This is a genomic window from Streptomyces sp. NPDC127098, from assembly GCF_042722465.1.
Taxonomy (GTDB): domain Bacteria; phylum Actinomycetota; class Actinomycetes; order Streptomycetales; family Streptomycetaceae; genus Streptomyces; species Streptomyces millisiae.
The window spans coordinates 1-16,679 of sequence record NZ_JBHXFJ010000101.1; the positions used below are offsets into that span (position 1 = coordinate 1).

The window sequence follows — 16,679 nt, forward strand, 5'->3', positions numbered from 1 at the left end:
CCAGGAAACCACCCCGGACGAGGAAGAAACGGAGACCACCCCCTCCGAAACCACCTCCGAACCACCCGCCGAACCCGAACCGGTGACCTACGAGGACCTTTCCATCTCGGACTACTACGTCATCTCGCTGTGGGAGGACCCGCCCAGGCCGGTTCGGGCGGAGGCCGGCCCCGGCTACGAGGGCGACCTCGGGTACTCCGGATCGGACTTCATTCTGGAGCCTCGTCTGCTGACCAGCGGCGACAACACCCTGGCCCTGCTCCGGCAGGACGAGACGGGCTCACTCGACACCTGCCGCTCGGTGACCCGGTACACCGACGTGCTCGTCATCGAGGAGGAGGCGCCGCCCGGCTCCGAGATCTGCCTGACCACCACCGCGGGGGACATCGGTCTGATCACGGTCAAGGACTACACGACCGAGTACGTGACCATCGACCTCACCGTCTGGCGCGGCGGGGCCCAGTAGAAGCACCGCACGCCCGCCGGCGGTCGGCGGGCGGCTGGGACGCCTAGGGCCGGCCGAACATGTGGGTGCCCGGGGTGGTCGCGGTGCGAGCGGTGAAGTAGTCCGTGAACGCCTGGACGAACTCCTGCTCCGTGATCTGGCCGTCCCTGTCTGCGTCCAACTCGCGGAATCCCTGGTTGAGCTCGGCCGGGTGAACCCGGGTGCCGCCGAACACCGTGCGGTACTCGTCGGCGCACAGGTGTCCGTCGCCGTCGGTGTCCGCGGCACGGAACATCGCTCGGACCGCGACGTGCAGTCCCTTGGCGAGCTGGTCGGGGGCCCGGTCGACTCCGGCCATCGTGGCCGCCACGAACTCCTCCCGGCTGATCCGCCCGTCGCCGTCGGCGTCCATGGTCTCCTCCAGGTGCCGCCACCACGTGTCGAAGGCGGCGTGGACCTCGGCCTCGCGTTCGGCCGTCAGCTCCAACGGCCAGCAGACGTTGTGCGCCATGGCCCGGAGATCGGCGACGCCGATGAAGCCGTCTCCGGTCTGGTCGAGGACCTGCCGGAAGAACGTGTCGAGGCGGACCGGGCGGGTGTCACGGCGGCGCGTGCGACCGGCCCGCCGTGGACGCGTGGGGGCAGGCGTCGCGGTCGCCGAGAGACGGAAGCGCCATCGGTGTGGCAGCCGGGTCATGACGTGCCGCGCTCCGTGGTGCACGGCCCAGGACAGCAGGGCCGCACCCCGGCCGCTGCGCAGCTCGAACCGCTCCCGGAGGGCGGGTGGCAGGTCCGCGACGGTCAGCGTCGTCACCAGCCGGGCGATCAGCACCCGCAGCGCCGGCCAGGCGGGCCCCACGAACCACAGGCGCCTGGGACGGGGCGCCTCCTGCAGGATCCCGGACAGCATGTACCGGAACTCCGGTCCGTCCGCCAGGCGTTCGCGGATGGTGCGGTCGATGTATCCGGGAACGTCCGCGGCGGTCGCCGGCCACAGCTTGTCCGGCAGGCCGAATTCCCCGCATACAGCACGGAACTCGGAGTAGAGCCGCTCGAGTTCGGCGGGCGTGAAGGGATCGCCGGAGAGTGCCCGCAGCGCGGTCAACGTCTCGTAGAGGGTCACCAGCACCCAGATGCGGACCTCCGGGTCCTCGGCCGTGTACGCCCGGCCGGCCGGGTCGGTGCCGCGGATGCGGCGGTGTGTGCGATCCAGGCGGGCGACCTCGCGGCGCAACGCGTCTCGGTCGTGGAAGAACAGACGGCGTCCGCTGTCCATGGTGTGCTCGACCCGTCGCCACGGATGCGCCCGGTACGTGGACCAGTCCGCCATCCCCGCGGCGACGACGGGATGCGCGGTCTGCAGGGTCAGCAGCCGCCAGGCGACCAGGGCGACGCGTCGTTCCGCGAGGGTGTGCCGTAACAGGGAGTCGGTGAGGACCGGATGACTGGCCGTCATGAACCCTCCAGGAGGTACGGTCGCGGCGCACGGGGTGGTCACCACGCGCGCCGACCCACTCAAGCGCGCGCCCGGCCGCCCGCGTGACAGCCCCAGCTCAAACCACCCGTTCGGATGATTCAGGCGACGTGGGGGAGGCGGCCCCGCGAGAGCGGGCTTGTTGCTGTGGGCGGTGCTCCTGTGGCCTGTGACGAGCAGCCGTCGTGTCAGGAGGAAAATTCGAAGTGCACGCCTGCGCCGAGGATGATCTGATTCGGACGGTGGCGCTCCCGCCGGTCTCGGCTTCGTCCCTGGCGGTAGGCGGCCACAGCGACACTGGGGCGGCTTGTGGCGTCGGAGTGGGAACAGGGCCTGCCAGGGAGGGTGCCCGGATGGGGTTGGACATCACCGTGGTCATGGTCGACTGGGGACGCCTGAACCGGGTGCCCGCCGGTGAGCGTGTCGAAGCGCTGATCGATGCCGTCTGTCCGGACTTCTGTTGTGTTCCGTGCGCGGAGGCCGACGTGGCGGTGACAGGTGGTTGGGTGTGGCCCCGTGGGCAGGAGCAGCGGTGGTGCGCCGAGTACCGGTTCGTTCACACCACCGGGTCGTACAAGTGGCACTTCGAATTGAGCAACGCCTGGGACGACATGCGGGAGTTCACCGCACCGGACTTGCGTGTCGCGCTGGACACGTTCCTGGGCGGCCTCGTGTGGGACGGGCCCGATGACGAGCCCGTGGCCACGGTGGGCGCCAACCCGTGGCACGCCCGACTGCTGCTGTTCCGCCCACCCGACGAGGTGCCGGCGCTGGCCCGGGCGTGGGAGCGGGCCGGGCCCCGACTGGAGGAGCTCCGGGCGCCGTTCGCGGCCGAGGCGGCGGGCTGGGCGGGGCGGCCGAGGAGCTTCGACCAGGCCGTCGCGCTGCTGCGTGAGTGGGCGGACGTGGTGGCGGAGGCCGATCGGCGCGGTTGGGGGCTGGTCGGGCTGCCCTACTGACGCGGCGGCCCGTCGGCGAACTCTCCGACGAGACCCTCGGGCCGGGGTGCCGCCGAGTTGTTCTCGGCCGCATCCCAGCACTCGATGTGTTCAGCTGCCGGTCTCCGCGGAAGTGCTGAACGAGATCCACACGTCAGGTGGCAGGTCGGGCCGGCCGGGTACCGGCTTGCGCGCCTCGGTCCAGGCGGCACCGGCGATCTCGGTGGCGACGCGACGCCAGAAGCGCACTGCGACCGTGTTGTCGTCCTGGAAGGCGACCTGCCACGGGCCCGGATGCTTGGCCACGATCTCCTCGACGGCGCGCAGACCGATCCCCGTTCGCCGTGCCCCGCGCACGACGAAGAAGCTGTTCAGTACGCGGTTGGGGCCCGCCAGGCCGCGGACGAACGCGAGACCGACCGGGTGCTCGCCGCGCCTCACCAGGTATGGCGCCCAGTCGCTGTCCGTGAACGCTGCTCGGAACCGGTCGCTCCGGAAGGTTCCGTCGGGGTTGGGCAGCACATCACGGAACTCGGACATGTCGTGGCGGAACATCAGCCACAGTCGCTCCGTTACGGGGCGGTCGGCAGCGGTGGCGAGGCACACGGATACGTCTGTCATGGGTCCCCTTGGCAGGATGAGTCAACCGGCGGGCGAGTCGGCCCCGGGCATGAAAAAAGCCTCCCCGGTGGATGTGGATCCGGCCGGGAAGGCCTCGCCTCGCTGGTGAGGGTGATTCTAGCGAGTCGCGGAGGACGTCTAGAGGCGCACCCCCGTCCCGGGGTCAACTGCGCCGTTGTCGCCCGCGCTCCGAGAGCGGCGATGTGAAGTGGTTCACTTACTGACCGCTCCGGATCGGGTGTGCACGATCATGGGCGGAATGGACGCTCGTTTCGTCGGCATCGCCGAGCTGGTCGAAGCCCCTTCCGTGGCCGTCGTTGTCGACGTCATGCGGGCTTTCACCGTGGCTGCCTGGGCGTTCGCCCAGGGTGCGGAAAAGATCGTTCTTGCCGAGTCGCTGGACGAGGCCCTGGCGCTCAAGGCTCGCCACCCCGATCGGGTGGCGCTCAAGGACGGTCCGCCCGCCCCCGGGTTCGACATGGTCAACTCGCCGGGCATGCTGCGGTCCCTCGACCTCGGCGGACGGACCGTTGTGCAGAAGACGACGGCCGGGACGGTCGGTGCCCTCGCGGTCAGGGAGGCGTCGCTGGTGCTGTGCGCCAGCTTCGTGGTGGCGGGGGCGACGGCTCGGCTCCTGCGGACACGCGGGTGTGACCGTGTCACGTTCGTGGTCACCGGCGAGGACGGGCAGGCCGACGAAGACCTAGCGTGCGCTCAGTACATCGCTCGGCAAGCCACCGCGGACGGGACGGAGGCCGCCGGATATCTCCGCCGCGCCGCCGGGTCGCGCGCCGCCGCCGAGCTGTCGGAGGGCGCGCGCCAAGGAGTCCATCCCGATGACGTCGCGCTCTGTCTCGAACTCGACCGGTTCCCCTTCGCCATGGTGGCGACCTTGGAGGACTCGCTCATGGTCCTTCGTCCCTGCGCCCTGCCTTCGCCAACCTAGAGCCGGGGAGGGCCATCGCCGTGTTGGGGCGCCTGCGCCACCTGGGCGACGGGCGGGGTCAGTCCGGCCGCCGGTCCCCCGGGCTGGTCTTTTTCTCCTTGCGGGCGAAGTGCCCGTGCAGCATTCCGGTGGCCTGGCCGACCTCGATCAGGTAGCCGTCGGGATCGCGCAGGTAGCAGCGCAGCTCGGCCTCCCGGTCGATGGGTGGGGTCAGGAACTCGGCGCCCCTGGCCGTCCAGTCCGCGTAGGTGGCCTGGATGTCCGCTACTCGGAGGTTCATGAAACTGGAGACCGTGTTTGAGCCGTCCGGGGGACGCAGCGTCACATCGGGTTTGTCGGGTGTGGGCCCGCCGCCGGGGTTCATGATGACCCAGCTGTTGGCGAGCTTGATGGTGCAGGGATTGTCCGCCAGCACGATCTCTCCGCCCAGCACCTCGCTGTAGAACCGTCGCGACCGCGCCACGTCGCTCACGGTGAGAAAGAGGGTCATCGCCATGCCCTCGCTCGGCGCGGGGAAGGCGTTGTCCCCGGACGGCTGCTGCGACATGCGCGCTCCTTCCGCTCACGAGCCCGGCCGCGCCGCGAACGCGCTGGTCGAGCGCGCGGGGGCGGGTGAGGGGCACCCGATGTTGGCTCCAGCGTAGGTAAGCGTCGCGGGGCGGGCATCCGGGCGGGAGCGATACTTCGTCGCGTGGGTGCCGGTCGGTGAGCGACACTGACGCGCGATGGGTGAGCGGCAGCGGTGCGGTGGTGGGGCGGTCTTTCGGACGACGAGCGGCCGGGTGCGGGGCAGGGCGGCCGGCGACGGAGTCGTCGCCGTGCTCGGGATCCCGTACGCGGCGGCACCTTTCGGCGTCCGCCGGTTCCGGGAGCCGGAGCCGGCGCGGGCCTGGGCTGGGGTCCGGGACGGCACGGCCTTCGGTCCCGTCGCCCCGCAGTCGGCGGAGTTGCCGGGATCGCCGGTGTGGCGCCCCGGGGACGAGGACGTCCTCTCCGTCAACGTGTGGGTGCCGGAGCGTGCGGCTGGTGGCGCGCTTCCGGTGTTCTTCTGGATACACGGCGGCGCCTACACGTTCGGCTCCTCGGCCCAGCCCGACTTCGACGGGACGGCCCTGGCCCGCGCCGGGTTGGTCGTGGTCAGCTGCAACTACCGGGTGGGCTTCGAGGGCTTCGGTCGGGTGTCCGGCTTCCCGGACAACCGTGGGTTGCTCGACCAGGTCGCCGCGCTGTGCTGGGTGCGGGAGAACATCGCCGTCTTCGGGGGCGATCCCGGGAACGTCACCGTCGCCGGGCACTCGGCCGGAGGCGGGTCGGTGGCCTGTCTGATGGCCATGGAGCGGGCGCGGGGACTGTTCCGGCGGGCCATCGCCCACAGCGTGCCCAGTGCCTTCCACACGGTCGGGCTGGCGGCCGCGGTGGCGGAGCGGATCGCGGCGGTGGCCGGCGTCGCTCCGACGGCGGAGGGCCTGTTGTCCGTGTCTCCCGAGGCGCTTGTGTCCGCTTCCGACGAGGTCGCCGCAGGCTGCGGGTCCGATCCCGTGACGGCGGTCGAGGCGTTCGACCCGGTGCTCTTCCAACCCGTCGTCGAAGGCGAGGTGCTGGCAGCGGATCCACTGCGCGTGCTCGCTTCCGGGGCGGCGCGGGGGGTGGACCTGCTGGTCTGTCACACGGTGGAGGAGTACTGGTTCCTCCACGCGGTGGGGGCCGTGCGGGAGGTCGCCTCCGAGGCGGAGCTGGCGCACTTCGCCAAGGCCCTTGGCCTTCCGGCCCGCCTGGTGGACGACTACCGGTCGTTGATGCCGGGCGCACCGGTACTCGACCGCTACCTCGCGATCTTCGGCGACGCGCGGTTCGGCGAGTACACCACCCGCCTGGCCGAGCAGCACGCGAGGGCCGGCGGCCGGGCGTATCTGGCCCGCTTCGCCCGCAGGCGTGGGGCGGCCAGGCCCTGGCACACCGCGGACATCCCCTTCGCCTTCGGCAACCTGGCGGCCGTCGGCGCAGACTTCCTCATCGGCGGCGCCCCGGACGACCACGACCGCGCGCTGTCCCGCCGCATGCTCCGCTCCTGGGTCGGTTTCGCGGCCACCGGTGACCCGGGCTGGCCGGCGGTCACCGCCGGCACCACGCCCGTCCTGTCCTGGGCCGTCCCTGGCGACCACCTGGCCGCGGACGACACCTCCGCGCCACGGGCCTTGTGGCGCGACATCCGGTTCGACCCGCTGTGCCCCGGGCAGGTGGGCGGGCGCCGTTCGCGTGGGCTTCCGGACACCTGAGGCCACGGCCCCTCACGAGTCGCGTTCGGCCCGGGTGGAGATCACGCGTGTCCGTCCGCTCGGCGCCCTGGGGCCGCGTTCTCCAGGTCGTCGACACTGCCCGACATGATGGTGCGGATGTGCTCGGTGATGTGCTGGAGCGGCCAGTCCCACCAGGCCAGGGCGAGGAGGCGGTCGATGTCCGCGTCGCTGTGGCGGTGGCGGATGAGGCGGGCGGGGTTGCCGCCGACGATGCCGTAGTCGGGGACGTCGTCGACGACGACGGAGCCGGAGGCGACGACCGCTCCGTGGCCGATGCGGACGCCGGGCATCACCAGGGACCGGTAACCGAGCCAGACGTCGTTGCCCACCACGGTGTCGCCGCGACCGGGGAGGTCGGCGATGAGGTCGAAGTGCTCGGCCCAGGAGCCGCCCATGATCGGGAAGGGGAACGTCGAGGGGCCGTCCATGCGGTGGTTGGCGCCGTTCATGATGAAGCGCACGCCCTCGCCGAGCGCGCAGAACTTCCCGATGACCAGCTTCTCCGGCCCGTAGTGGTACAGCACGTTGCGGGTCTCGAAGGCGGTGGGGTCGTCCGGGTCGTCGTAGTAGGAGAAGTCGCCCACCTCGATCAGCGGCGAGGTGACCAGCGGTTTCAGCAGCACCACCCGGGGCTGCTCGGGCATGGGGTGGAGCAGGGTCGGGTCGGCGGGGACTGCTGGCATCGTGATCCGTTCCTTTCCGGAGAGCGCCGCTAATGCTACACACGATGCATTAGTGTGGGGCGCATGAGTCCCCAAGCCTCACCGCCAGCGGAGACCGGGCCGACCCCGCCGGGCCGAACCCGGCCCGGCGGCCGCACCGCTCGCACGCGCGCCCTGGTGCTCGACGCCGTCCGCGCCGAGCTCGGCGAACACGGCTATGACGGGCTCACCCTGGAGGCCGTCGCCGCCCGTGCCGGCGTGCACCGCACGACGGTGCACCGACGTTGGGGAGACGTCGGCGGCCTGCTCGCCGACGTCCTCGACGCCGCGAGCGACGACGACTGGCGGCCCCCGGACACCGGCACGCTCCAGGGCGACCTGGCGGCGCTGAACCACGAGATCCAGACGGCGCTCACCGCGACCCCGCCGATCGTCACGGCCCTGATCGCCGCCTCGTTCCGCTCCGAGCAGGCCAACCGCGCCCAACAGCGGCTCTGGGAGGACCGGTACGCCCGGTGCGAGATCGTCGTCGGCCGCGCGGCCCGGCGCGGCGAGCTCCCGCCGGGCACCGACCCGCGGCGACTGCTCGTCGCCGCCACCGCGCCGCTGTACCACCACCTGGTCCTGCTCCGCGCCCCGCTCGACCCGGGGCTGCCCGACCACGCGGCCAGGACCGCCGTACTCGCCGCCTCCGCCGGCGCCTTCGCCGGACCGCCGCCGGCCGGCGGGGCCTGACCGGCTTCCGGTGCGCCCGCTTACGGACGGCGCGCCGAGTTCAACCGCGGTCGGCGCGGCTGGTGGTGGCGACGGCGTGGAGGAGGGCGAGCGTCTCGCGGTGCGGCAGCCCCGAGCCGGGGGCGGCGGCTTCGGCGAGTGCCGCCAGGTCGGCGTCGTCGAGTGAGCCGACGGGGCGCAGCAGGCGGGCCAGCGGGTGGTGGAAGTCGTAGCGGGCCATCGCGGGCGCTGGCACACCGTCGGGGCCCGGGTCGAGGAAGCCGTCCACGACGGCGAACCGGCCGTCGGCCGATCCCGTGACGGTGTGCACCAGCCGCGGGTTCCACCCGGCTTCCAGCAGCGGGCGGGGCGCGGACACCGGTGCCAGGGTGTCCGGGTCGAAGTACTGGTGCTCGCCGCCCGAGCGGCCGCCGATCACGCCCCAGGCGGGGATGGCGCACAGCCCGTCGAGCCTGGGTGCCTCGGCGATCCCCTCCAGGGCCAGCGCCTCGTGCGGGGAGACGCGCCATCGGCTGAGGCCGCCGGCCTGCCCGCCGACCACGAGCGTGTCGGGGCCGGTGAAGGCCAGGCCGCGGACGGGGCCGTGCGGCGGGGGCACCACGTTGCGCGCCAGCAGGTGCTCCATGCGCGCGTCCGTCACCACGACCGCCGCGGTGCCGCCGAACGCGACGGCGCGCCCGGTGGGGTCCACCGCGAGCCGGGCGGCGGCCTCCAGGCCGAACGGCGCGAGGTCCACGATGTCGGGCTCCCGGTCGGGACCGGCCACCGCGACCGCGGGGGCGAGCCCGCTGCCGGCGACGAAGCCGGCCGCGGTGCCCGCCGGTCGGGTGCCGAGCAGCGCCTGCCCGGTCATCACCAGTTTCTCGGTGCCGGCCACGTAGTGGACCAGCGCCAGCCGCCGTGCCGGGTCGTCGCGCACGGCGACGACGTTCTCCGCGTCCACGCAGCCCACGGCGTGGTGCTCCAGTTCCCCGTGGTAGATCTCGCGCCAGGTGACGCCGTCGAGCATCATGATCCGCGTCAGGCCGGGCTCCGGGAGGGTGGTCACCGTCAGCACCGGGTCACCGACGCCGAAGGACACCCACTGTGCGGCGCCCGCCCGGACGGCGTGGTCGGTGCGGACCGCGCGCGCCGCCGCGTCGGCGGCGTCGCGGACGGCCCGCTCGTCGGCGGTGGCCAGCAGGGACAGCGCGGAGCCGTCCACGGGAGGGGTGGGCAGGCGCCGCGCCAGCCGCACCCCGTCGGCCAACGGCACCGAGCGGATCAGGCGGCGCAGCGGCTCGGTGTACCCGCCGTCGAGATAGCGGGCGGCCTGTCGGTCGATCCGCTCGGCGTCCGCCCAGGCGGTGCGTTCCATCCGTCCTCCCCGTGCTCTTCGCCGCGCCGAGTTCGTCGGCCACGCGAACGCGGGCCGCCGGGCCGCGCCCGTGGCTAGACTGTCACTCAATCTCCCGGGGGAACAGGAGACTTGATGAGCGACCCGATGAGCGTGTTGGCCATGGCCGGCGCGACGACGATCGTGGGGGCCATGGCCACCTCCGCGTGGGAGGCCACCCGCGGCCGGGTCGCCGAGTTGTTCCGGCGCCGCGGCGCGGACGAGCCGGCGACGGTCGGCGCCCAACTGGACGGCGACGCCCGCCTGGTGGCCGACGACCCGGATCCGCAGGCGGCCCGTGAGGACCTGCTGCGGCCGTGGGCCCGGCGGCTGGCGGTGCTGTTGAACGAACACCCCGAGGCGGGTGAGGACGTGCGGCTGTTGGTGGAGCGGGCCGCCGCCGACCTGCCGCCCGGCACCCAGCAGTGGGTGCAGCACATCACCGCGCACGCCGGCGGCACGGCGTTCGGCGCCCAGGGCCCGGGCAGCAGCGTCCACGTCCATCTTCCGTCGACGCCCGACGCCGACGACGGCCCGGTGGGTGGGGCAGGCCGGCCCGGGTGACCGGCCCGCCGAACGCCGGCGCCGGCGATCCGTACCCGCGTCAGGTGGTGCGCGCGGAGGGCGGCTTCGCGTACGGGGTGATCGGCGCCGACCTGCACGTCTTCGGCGACGGACAGCCCGTCTACGTCCTGGAGAACTGGCGGGCCGTGCCGCCCGCCGACGACGCGTGGTTGCGGGAACTGCCCAGTCGGATGCTGAGCGCCCGGCACGAGATCGTTCCGTTCACCGGCCGCGCGGCGGACCTCGCCGCGCTGCACGCCTGGCGGCTGATGGACCGGCGGCTCGCCGCCCGTTGGCTGCACGGGCCGGGCGGACAGGGCAAGACCCGGCTCGCCGCCCGGTTCGCCCGCGAGTCGCTCGCGGACGGCTGGAAGGTCGTCAGCGCCGTTCACGGGCCGGGCAGCGTGCTGCCGCCGCCGGGCAGCCAGGACCTGACCACCGACGGCGCCGCCGGTCTGATGCTGGTGGTCGACTACGCCGACCAGTGGCCGCTGCCGCACCTCACCTGGCTGTTCAGCAACGCCCTGCTGCACCGCCCCGGCCTGCCGACCCGGCTGCTGTTGCTCGGCCGGACCGCCGACGCCTGGCCGGCGGTCCGCGCCACCCTCGCGGACCTCCAGGCCGCCACCGCGGGACACCCGCTGACGCCGCTCCCCGCCGACGACCCGGACGGCATAGGCGGCGCGGACGGCACCGACGCGGCGGGCGGTCCCGGCGAGCGGGCCCGGATGTTCCGCGCGGCCCGCGACAGCTTCGCCGCCCGCCACGGCCTGCCGACGGCCGCCGACATCGCGCCCCCCATGCCACTGAGCGGCCCGGACTTCGGGCTCACCCTGACCGTGCACATGGCGGCGCTGGTGGCCGTGGACGCCCACCGGGCCGGGCGCCGCCCCCCGCGGAACACGGCCGGGCTGACCACCTACCTGCTGGACCGCGAGCAACGGCAGTGGGCCCGCCGATGGCCCCACCAGGACACCGACCCCGCCCCGGAGACCACGCCGGACGGGATGAACCGGACCGTCTTCGCCGCCGCCCTCACCGGTTCCCTGGCGCCGAGCGCCGGCGTCGCCGCGCTGGCGTCGCTCGGCGCCGGCGGGCCGCGCCCCGCCGAGCGTGCGCTGGCCGACCACGCCAGGCACTACCCGCCCGCCGACCCCGCACGGCCCACCGTGCTGGAGCCGCTGACCCCCGACCGGCTGGCCGAGGACTTCGTCGCCCTCACCCTGCCCGGCCACTCCGCCGACTACCCGGCCCAGGACTGGGCGCCGTCGGCGCTGCACGCGCTGCTGCCGCACGACGCCGGGACGACGACCACCCCGTGGACGCCGCGCGCCCTCACACTGGTGGCCGCGGCCGCCGACCGGTGGCCGCACGTACGCGCCGGGTACCTCGATCCGCTGCTGCGCGAGGCGCCGTGGCTGGCCGTGGCCGCGGGCGGCGGCGCGCTCGGCGCGGTGGCCGCCCTGTCGGACCTCGACATCGAGGTGCTCGCCGCGGTCGCCGCCCACCTGCCGAACCGGGACGACGCCGACCTCGACCCGGCGGGGGCGGTGCTGGCGGTCCGGCTGGCCGACCACCGGCTGGCCGCCACCGACGACCCGGCGGAGCGGGCCGCCATTCATCTCAACCTCGGTTGGAGCCTGGCCGGCGCCGGCCGCTACGCCGAGAGCCTGGCCGCGACCGAGCGGGGCACGGCCGGCTACGAGGCGCTGGCCCGGGCCGCCCCCGACCGGTACGAGCACGAACTCGCCCGGGCGTTGAACAACCTCAGCCTGCGTTATGACCGGGAGCGGCGGACCGACGAGGCCGTGGCCGCCATGGAACGGTCGGTGGAGATCCGCCGCCGGCGGCTGACCGACCCGGTGGGCCGGCACGCCGCCGACCTCGCCCTGTCCCTGTCCAACTACGGCAACCTGCTGAAGCACGCCGGCCGTTGGCTGGAGTCCCTCCAGGCCGGCTCGGAGGCGCTGGCCCGCTACGGCCGGCTGGCCGCCGCGCACCCCGGCGCGTACCGGGCGGACCTCGCGATCGCCCTGCTCAACCACGGCGCCGACCTCTCCGCCGCGCTCCGCAAGGAGGCGGCCGTCGACGCGACGCGGCAGGCGGTGACGGTGCTGCGCGAGCTGGCGGCCGACCATCCCGCGGCGTACGAGGGCGCGCTCGCCAACGGACTCGCGAACCTCGCGTCGCTGCTGACGGAGCAGGGGAAGCACGCGGAAGAGCTGCTGACCTGGCATCTCAGGTCCGGCGGCGCGCCGGACCCGGAGTTCCTGCCGCCGCCGCGCTGGCGGGAGGAGGCCCTCGCGGCGATCGAGCAGGCCGTGGAGATCGACCGTCGCCGAGCGCGGGCCAACCCGGTGGCGCTGGAGGCCACGCTCGCCGGCACGCTGTGGACCAGCGCGGCCGTGCGGCACGCCTGCGGGATGGAGGCCGCGGCGTTGACCGACGAGCGGGAGGCGGCGGCGTTGGGCGACCGGCTCGGCGACACGGCCGAGCCGCACCGTGCCGAGCACTGGGCGACGTACGGCTCGCAGGTCCCGGACGTGCTGGACGACGTGCAGCTCACCCTCTACCGCCACCTGGCCTCCGCCGACCTCGCGGCCCACGGCCCGCACTTCGCGATGCTGCTTGACCTGCACCGTCCGACCGCGGCGGACGGGGTATCGCGCACGCACGACCTGGCCGCCCTGCGGGAGGCCGTGGAGGTGCGCGCCCGGCTGGCCGCGCTGGACCCCGTGGTGCACGAGCCCGACCACGCCTACGCGTTGACCCGGCTGGCCGACGCGCTGTGGTGGGAGGGCGAGCACGCGGAGTCCGTCCCGGTCACCGAGCGGGCGGTCGAGGTCACCGCCCGCCTCGCCGCCGTCGACCCCGAGAAGTACGGGCCACCCCTCGCCCTGGCCAGGAGATACCTGGTCCACCGTCTGGCCGCCACGGGCCGCCGTCGGGAGGCCCGCGCCCTGCGCCGCGCCCACCGCCGCGTCGACTCCTGACAGGGCCGGGGCAGTCGGCGCCAGCCGCCCTGGTGGGGCCCGACGCACGCATGGCCGGTGTCGGCCGGGGCAGGAGGGACCGAGGGAGGCTCGATGTTCGAGGGGTTCGAGGAGGCGCGGGTCGACGTCGGTGACGCGTCGGTCTTCGTCCGCTTCGGCGGGCAGGGCCCGCCTGTGGTGCTGCTGCACGGCCATCCGCGCACGTCGGCGACGTGGCACCGGGTCGCGCCGCGGCTCGTGGCGGCCGGGCACACGGTGGTCTGCCCGGACCTGCGCGGGTACGGGCGTTCCAGGGGACCGCGGTTCACGGCGGACCACGAGGGGTATTCCAAGCGGGCGGTCGCCGGGGACGTGGTGGCCGTGATGCGTCACCTCGGGCTCCGCCGGTTCGCGCTCGCCGGGCACAACCGTGGGGGCGCTGTGGCGCTGCGCCTGGCGCTCGACCATCCCGACGCCGTCTCCCGGGTGGCGTTCCTGGACTGTCTGCCGCTGACGGAGCATCTGACGCGGATCACGGCCGAGTTCGCCACCCAGTGGTGGCACTGGTTCTTCTTCGCGCAGCCGGGGATCCCCGAGCGGGTCATCACCGCCGACCCCGACAGCTGGTACCACGGCGATCCCGAGGTCATGGGGCGGGAGAACCACGACGAGTGGCGGCGGGCCACCCGCGATCCCGACGTGGTGCGGGCGATGCTCGAGGACTACCGCGCCGGCCTCACCGTCGACCGGCGGCACGAGGAGGCCGACCGGGACGCCGGCACACGTGTCGGGTGTCCGACGCTGGTCCTGTGGTCACTGCGGGACGACCTGGAGGACCTCTACGGCGATCCCGTCGCGATCTGGCGCCGGTGGGCCACCGACGTCCGCGGGCACGGCATCGACTCCGGGCACCACGTCGCCGAAGAGGCGCCCGAGGCCCTGGCCTCGGCGCTCAACGACTTCCTCCGAACGGCTCCGGGCCGCCCGTGATCAGGCACTCCGCGTCAGCCGAGGTCGGGCTCCGCGTCGCCCAGTTGGCCGGGGATCACGAGCCCGCTCTCGTAGGCGGCGATGACCGCCTGGGCGCGGTCGCGGAGGCCGAGCTTGGCGAGGAGGTTGCTGACGTGGGTCTTCACCGTGTGCTCGCTCACCACCAGAGTGGTGGCGATCTCCGCGTTGGACAGGCCACGGCCGAGTAGCCGCAGGGTCTCCCGTTCGCGCTCCGTGAGAACCGTCAGCAGTTCCGTTCGCGGGGGACGCACGGCCCTGCCCGAGGTGAAGGCGGCGACCAGGGTGCGGGTGACGGAGGGGGCCAGCAGGGACTCCCCCGCCACGGCGACCCGGACCGCGTGGACGAGGTCGTCACGTCGCACGTCCTTGAGGAGGAAGCCGCTGGCGCCGGCGCGCAGCGCGTCGAAGACGTAGTCGTCCTGTCCGAAGGTGGTCAGCATGATCACTCGGGAGGGGGTTTCGGCGCAGATGATCCGGGCCGCCTCGATGCCGTCCATCCCCGGCATGCGGATGTCGAGCAGGACGACGTCGGGGCGGTGGGTGCGGGCGGCGCCGACCGCCTCGAACCCGTTCCCGCTCTCGGCGACGACCTCGATGTCGGGTTGGGCGGCCAGGATCATGGCGAATCCGGCGCGGACCAGCTCCTGGTCGTCGGCGACCACGACGCGGATGGTCATGCCGGCACCGCCCGTTCGGGGGCGGGAAGAGGGAGGAGCGCGCGCACCTCGAAGCCGGGGTGACGGTCCCTCCTGGGGCCGGCCGTCGCGGTCCCGCCGCAGGCGGCGGCGCGCTCCCGGACGCCGATCAGGCCGTTGCCGCCGGACGGCAGGTCGAGGCCGGGAACGCCGTGGCCGTCGTCGAGGACATGGATCTCCAGGCCGTCGTCGTGCCAGCGCAGCCGTATCTCGGCGTGGGCCGCGCCGGCGTGTTTGACGACGTTGGTCAGCGCCTCCTGGGCGATCCGGTAGGCGGCGAGGCCGCAGTCGGCGGGGATCGGCCGCGGGTCGCCCTCGGTGGTGAGCCGCACGTCGAGTCCGGCCCCGGCGACTTGGCGGGCGAGCGCGGGCAGGTCGTGGATCGTGGGTTGTGGGGCACGGGTGCCGTCGGTGTCGTGGAGCACGGCGAGCATGCGCCGCAACTGGTCGAGGGCGTCGCGGCCGGTGCGTGCGATCGCACCGAACGCCGCGGCGGCGCGGCCGGGTTCGGTGTGCAACGCGACGGGGCCAGCCTCGGCCTGGACGATCATGAGACTGATGGAGTGGGCCAGGACGTCGTGCATGTCGCGGGCGATGCGGGCCCGTTCACGTTCGGCCGCGCGCTCCTCGTGCGTGCGGCGTTCGCGTTCCAGGCGGAGGGCGCGCTCGGCGAGGACGGCGGCCTGGGCGCGAGAGCCGGCCGTGGCCCTGCCAAGGGCATAGGCGGCGATGTACAGCACGATGCCGCGCGTCGCGGTGTCCGGGGAGCCGACGGTCAGGAGGCCGACGGCGCACATGACCACGAAGATCGGTATCCGCACTCTGGGCGGGGCGGTGGCCGCCACCCCGTGCAGGGCGATGAGGACGCCGTACCACAGCGGCTGGGGCGCGACCGGGTCGGCGAGGTCGTAGAGGCCGGAGAAGACGGCGCAGACCAGCAGCACCGAGACGGGGCGGTGGCGCCGCGCGACCAGCGGAAGCGAGGCGCCGACCGTGGCGACGTAGCCCCACAAGTGCCAGGGGAGCCCGCTGTCGCTGTGGCGGAACAGCAGCGGCGCGGTCTGGGCGATGGCGGCGACGACCGCGAGTCCCACGTCCGACCAGGGGGAACTCAGCAGGCGGTCGAGCCGCGGGGCGGTAGGGGCGGACACGAGCCTGGATTCTCCCACTTCGGCGGTCCTCAGGAACGCGCGGCGGCGGGCCGGGCTCCGCGGGGGAACGGGGCGAGGCCGACGAGCAGCAGCAGGCCGACGGCCGGCAGCAGGTCGAGATCGATCGGGGCGACCAGTACCGCGAGCGACACGGCCGCCGCGCGCCACGCCGGTACGGCGCGGGCCGCCGCGAGGTGGCAGGCCAGCACGAGCAGCCCGAGGAAGAACAGCACCGGTCCCGCCTCGTAGACGGCGACGTCCATGCCGGGCAGGTTGTGCACGTCGGTGAACATGCGCCGCATGTCGTCGTGGTCGGCCGCCAGCAGGCCGATGACCAGGTCGATGGAGACCTGGGCCAGGGAGCAGGTGACGCCGACGAGCGCGATGACGAGGGTGGCCGTGGCGAGGGCCCTGCCGCCCGTCAGTCGTCGCATCTCCCGGAGCACCGGGACGAACAGGAGCAGCGCGAGGAGAAAGGCCAGGTGGCCGGTCGTCCACGCGGGTCCCGGGCCGCGTTCCCCGTCCAGGCCGTCGAGGGCGCGGATGAGCCCGTAGGCCGTGATCAGGAGCGGGGCGGCGACGAAGGCGAAGGTTTTGTGCATGCCCTCGATGATCAGCAGGGCGGCCGTGCCGGACATCGCCGGCGCGACCCATCTTCGTCCTCCCTCGCGCGACGGAGCACGCTGACGGGGCGGGGGGACCCCGGACCTGGGGGGTTGGCCGCCAGGGGGGGGCCCGGAAATTGTGTGTGGTATTAACATAAGGAGCGGGCCCGGGTGTTTTGGGTGTGGGT

At 73.7% G+C, this 16,679-nt stretch carries 15 protein-coding genes and 1 pseudogene; 8 read left to right on the plus strand and 8 right to left on the minus strand.

All coding sequences use genetic code 11. From position 1 onward, the window contains the following. Positions 1-466, plus strand: a pseudogene (locus ACFWI8_RS34505) (hypothetical protein); the annotation flags it as partial. A 43-nt stretch (positions 467-509) separates the two neighbouring features. Here the strand turns inward: ACFWI8_RS34505 and ACFWI8_RS34510 are convergent. After that, a complete protein-coding gene (locus tag ACFWI8_RS34510; RefSeq protein WP_387099678.1) occupies positions 510-1,901 on the minus strand; it encodes an oxygenase MpaB family protein in 1,392 nt (463 codons plus the stop codon). Positions 1,902-2,272: 371 nt separating this feature from the next. Between ACFWI8_RS34510 and ACFWI8_RS34515 the strand changes: the two genes are divergently transcribed. Further along, positions 2,273-2,878 (plus strand): hypothetical protein, encoded by a 606-nt coding sequence (locus tag ACFWI8_RS34515; RefSeq protein ID WP_387099681.1) that lies wholly within the window; start codon positions 2,273-2,275, stop codon positions 2,876-2,878. A 90-nt stretch (positions 2,879-2,968) separates the two neighbouring features. Here ACFWI8_RS34515 and ACFWI8_RS34520 read toward each other — a convergent pair whose 3' ends face one another. Then, a complete protein-coding gene (locus ACFWI8_RS34520) occupies positions 2,969-3,478 on the minus strand; it encodes a GNAT family N-acetyltransferase (protein ID WP_387099684.1) in 510 nt (169 codons plus the stop codon). Between the two features lie 259 nt (positions 3,479-3,737). On the opposite strand from ACFWI8_RS34520, the gene ACFWI8_RS34525 reads away from it, so the two are divergent. Continuing rightward, a complete protein-coding gene (locus ACFWI8_RS34525; RefSeq protein WP_387099687.1) occupies positions 3,738-4,424 on the plus strand; it encodes a 2-phosphosulfolactate phosphatase in 687 nt (228 codons plus the stop codon). A 58-nt stretch (positions 4,425-4,482) separates the two neighbouring features. On the opposite strand, the gene ACFWI8_RS34530 is transcribed toward ACFWI8_RS34525, so the two are convergent. Beyond that, positions 4,483-4,971, minus strand: coding sequence for a VOC family protein (locus ACFWI8_RS34530; protein WP_387099690.1), 489 nt, complete (start codon positions 4,969-4,971; stop codon positions 4,483-4,485). A 178-nt stretch (positions 4,972-5,149) separates the two neighbouring features. Between ACFWI8_RS34530 and ACFWI8_RS34535 the strand changes: the two genes are divergently transcribed. Further along, complete coding sequence (locus tag ACFWI8_RS34535) at positions 5,150-6,700, plus strand: carboxylesterase/lipase family protein (RefSeq protein ID WP_387099692.1); 1,551 nt, start codon at positions 5,150-5,152, stop codon at positions 6,698-6,700. A gap of 41 nt (positions 6,701-6,741) precedes the next feature. On the opposite strand, the gene ACFWI8_RS34540 is transcribed toward ACFWI8_RS34535, so the two are convergent. Then, entirely contained in the window at positions 6,742-7,404 is a 663-nt protein-coding gene (locus tag ACFWI8_RS34540; protein ID WP_387099695.1) for a CatB-related O-acetyltransferase, read from the minus strand. Between the two features lie 63 nt (positions 7,405-7,467). Here ACFWI8_RS34540 and ACFWI8_RS34545 point away from each other — a divergent pair, with 63 nt between their 5' ends. Further along, positions 7,468-8,118: a TetR/AcrR family transcriptional regulator gene (locus ACFWI8_RS34545; RefSeq protein ID WP_387099698.1), complete on the plus strand. Its 651-nt coding sequence runs from the start codon at positions 7,468-7,470 to the stop codon at positions 8,116-8,118. Between the two features lie 40 nt (positions 8,119-8,158). Here ACFWI8_RS34545 and ACFWI8_RS34550 read toward each other — a convergent pair whose 3' ends face one another. Continuing rightward, on the minus strand, positions 8,159-9,475 hold the full coding sequence (locus ACFWI8_RS34550; protein ID WP_387099701.1) for a hypothetical protein: 1,317 nt from the start codon (positions 9,473-9,475) through the stop codon (positions 8,159-8,161). A gap of 114 nt (positions 9,476-9,589) precedes the next feature. Between ACFWI8_RS34550 and ACFWI8_RS34555 the strand changes: the two genes are divergently transcribed. The 3 genes from ACFWI8_RS34555 (at position 9,590) to ACFWI8_RS34565 (ending at position 14,019) form a co-directional block, all read left to right on the plus strand. After that, positions 9,590-10,057, plus strand: a complete 468-nt coding sequence (locus ACFWI8_RS34555; RefSeq protein ID WP_387099704.1) for a hypothetical protein — start codon at positions 9,590-9,592, stop codon at positions 10,055-10,057. Continuing rightward, positions 10,054-13,050, plus strand: a complete 2,997-nt coding sequence (locus ACFWI8_RS34560; RefSeq protein WP_387099706.1) for a hypothetical protein — start codon at positions 10,054-10,056, stop codon at positions 13,048-13,050. Before ACFWI8_RS34555 ends, ACFWI8_RS34560 begins: the two co-directional genes overlap by 4 nt. Before the next feature lie 93 nt (positions 13,051-13,143). Continuing rightward, positions 13,144-14,019 carry an alpha/beta fold hydrolase gene (locus ACFWI8_RS34565; RefSeq protein ID WP_387099708.1) on the plus strand — a complete coding sequence of 292 codons (876 nt, stop codon included), beginning with the start codon at positions 13,144-13,146 and terminating at the stop codon, positions 14,017-14,019. A gap of 14 nt (positions 14,020-14,033) precedes the next feature. On the opposite strand, the gene ACFWI8_RS34570 is transcribed toward ACFWI8_RS34565, so the two are convergent. The 3 genes from ACFWI8_RS34570 to ACFWI8_RS34580 are packed head-to-tail and all read right to left on the minus strand — an operon-like array spanning position 14,034 to position 16,524. Next, positions 14,034-14,717, minus strand: a complete 684-nt coding sequence (locus ACFWI8_RS34570) for a response regulator (RefSeq protein ID WP_387099711.1) — start codon at positions 14,715-14,717, stop codon at positions 14,034-14,036. Continuing rightward, positions 14,714-15,886 (minus strand): sensor histidine kinase, encoded by a 1,173-nt coding sequence (locus ACFWI8_RS34575; protein ID WP_387099714.1) that lies wholly within the window; start codon positions 15,884-15,886, stop codon positions 14,714-14,716. Before ACFWI8_RS34575 ends, ACFWI8_RS34570 begins: the two co-directional genes overlap by 4 nt. A 29-nt stretch (positions 15,887-15,915) precedes the next feature. After that, the gene (locus tag ACFWI8_RS34580) at positions 15,916-16,524 is read right to left on the minus strand and encodes a hypothetical protein (RefSeq protein WP_387099717.1); all 609 of its coding nucleotides are present in this window, start codon (positions 16,522-16,524) and stop codon (positions 15,916-15,918) included. Between the last annotated feature and the right edge of the window lie 155 nt (positions 16,525-16,679).

What these genes read in the sequence shown, in the direction of transcription:
- ACFWI8_RS34510 (WP_387099678.1), bottom strand. Translation starts at nt 1,901, where the DNA reads ATGACGGCCAGTCATCCGGTCCTCACCGACTCCCTGTTACGGCACACC.
- ACFWI8_RS34515 (WP_387099681.1), top strand. Translation starts at nt 2,273, where the DNA reads ATGGGGTTGGACATCACCGTGGTCATGGTCGACTGGGGACGCCTGAAC.
- ACFWI8_RS34520 (WP_387099684.1), bottom strand. Translation starts at nt 3,478, where the DNA reads ATGACAGACGTATCCGTGTGCCTCGCCACCGCTGCCGACCGCCCCGTA.
- ACFWI8_RS34525 (WP_387099687.1), top strand. Translation starts at nt 3,738, where the DNA reads ATGGACGCTCGTTTCGTCGGCATCGCCGAGCTGGTCGAAGCCCCTTCC.
- ACFWI8_RS34530 (WP_387099690.1), bottom strand. Translation starts at nt 4,971, where the DNA reads ATGTCGCAGCAGCCGTCCGGGGACAACGCCTTCCCCGCGCCGAGCGAG.
- ACFWI8_RS34535 (WP_387099692.1), top strand. Translation starts at nt 5,150, where the DNA reads ATGGGTGAGCGGCAGCGGTGCGGTGGTGGGGCGGTCTTTCGGACGACG.
- ACFWI8_RS34540 (WP_387099695.1), bottom strand. Translation starts at nt 7,404, where the DNA reads ATGCCAGCAGTCCCCGCCGACCCGACCCTGCTCCACCCCATGCCCGAG.
- ACFWI8_RS34545 (WP_387099698.1), top strand. Translation starts at nt 7,468, where the DNA reads ATGAGTCCCCAAGCCTCACCGCCAGCGGAGACCGGGCCGACCCCGCCG.
- ACFWI8_RS34550 (WP_387099701.1), bottom strand. Translation starts at nt 9,475, where the DNA reads ATGGAACGCACCGCCTGGGCGGACGCCGAGCGGATCGACCGACAGGCC.
- ACFWI8_RS34555 (WP_387099704.1), top strand. Translation starts at nt 9,590, where the DNA reads ATGAGCGACCCGATGAGCGTGTTGGCCATGGCCGGCGCGACGACGATC.
- ACFWI8_RS34565 (WP_387099708.1), top strand. Translation starts at nt 13,144, where the DNA reads ATGTTCGAGGGGTTCGAGGAGGCGCGGGTCGACGTCGGTGACGCGTCG.
- ACFWI8_RS34570 (WP_387099711.1), bottom strand. Translation starts at nt 14,717, where the DNA reads ATGACCATCCGCGTCGTGGTCGCCGACGACCAGGAGCTGGTCCGCGCC.
- ACFWI8_RS34580 (WP_387099717.1), bottom strand. Translation starts at nt 16,524, where the DNA reads ATGTCCGGCACGGCCGCCCTGCTGATCATCGAGGGCATGCACAAAACC.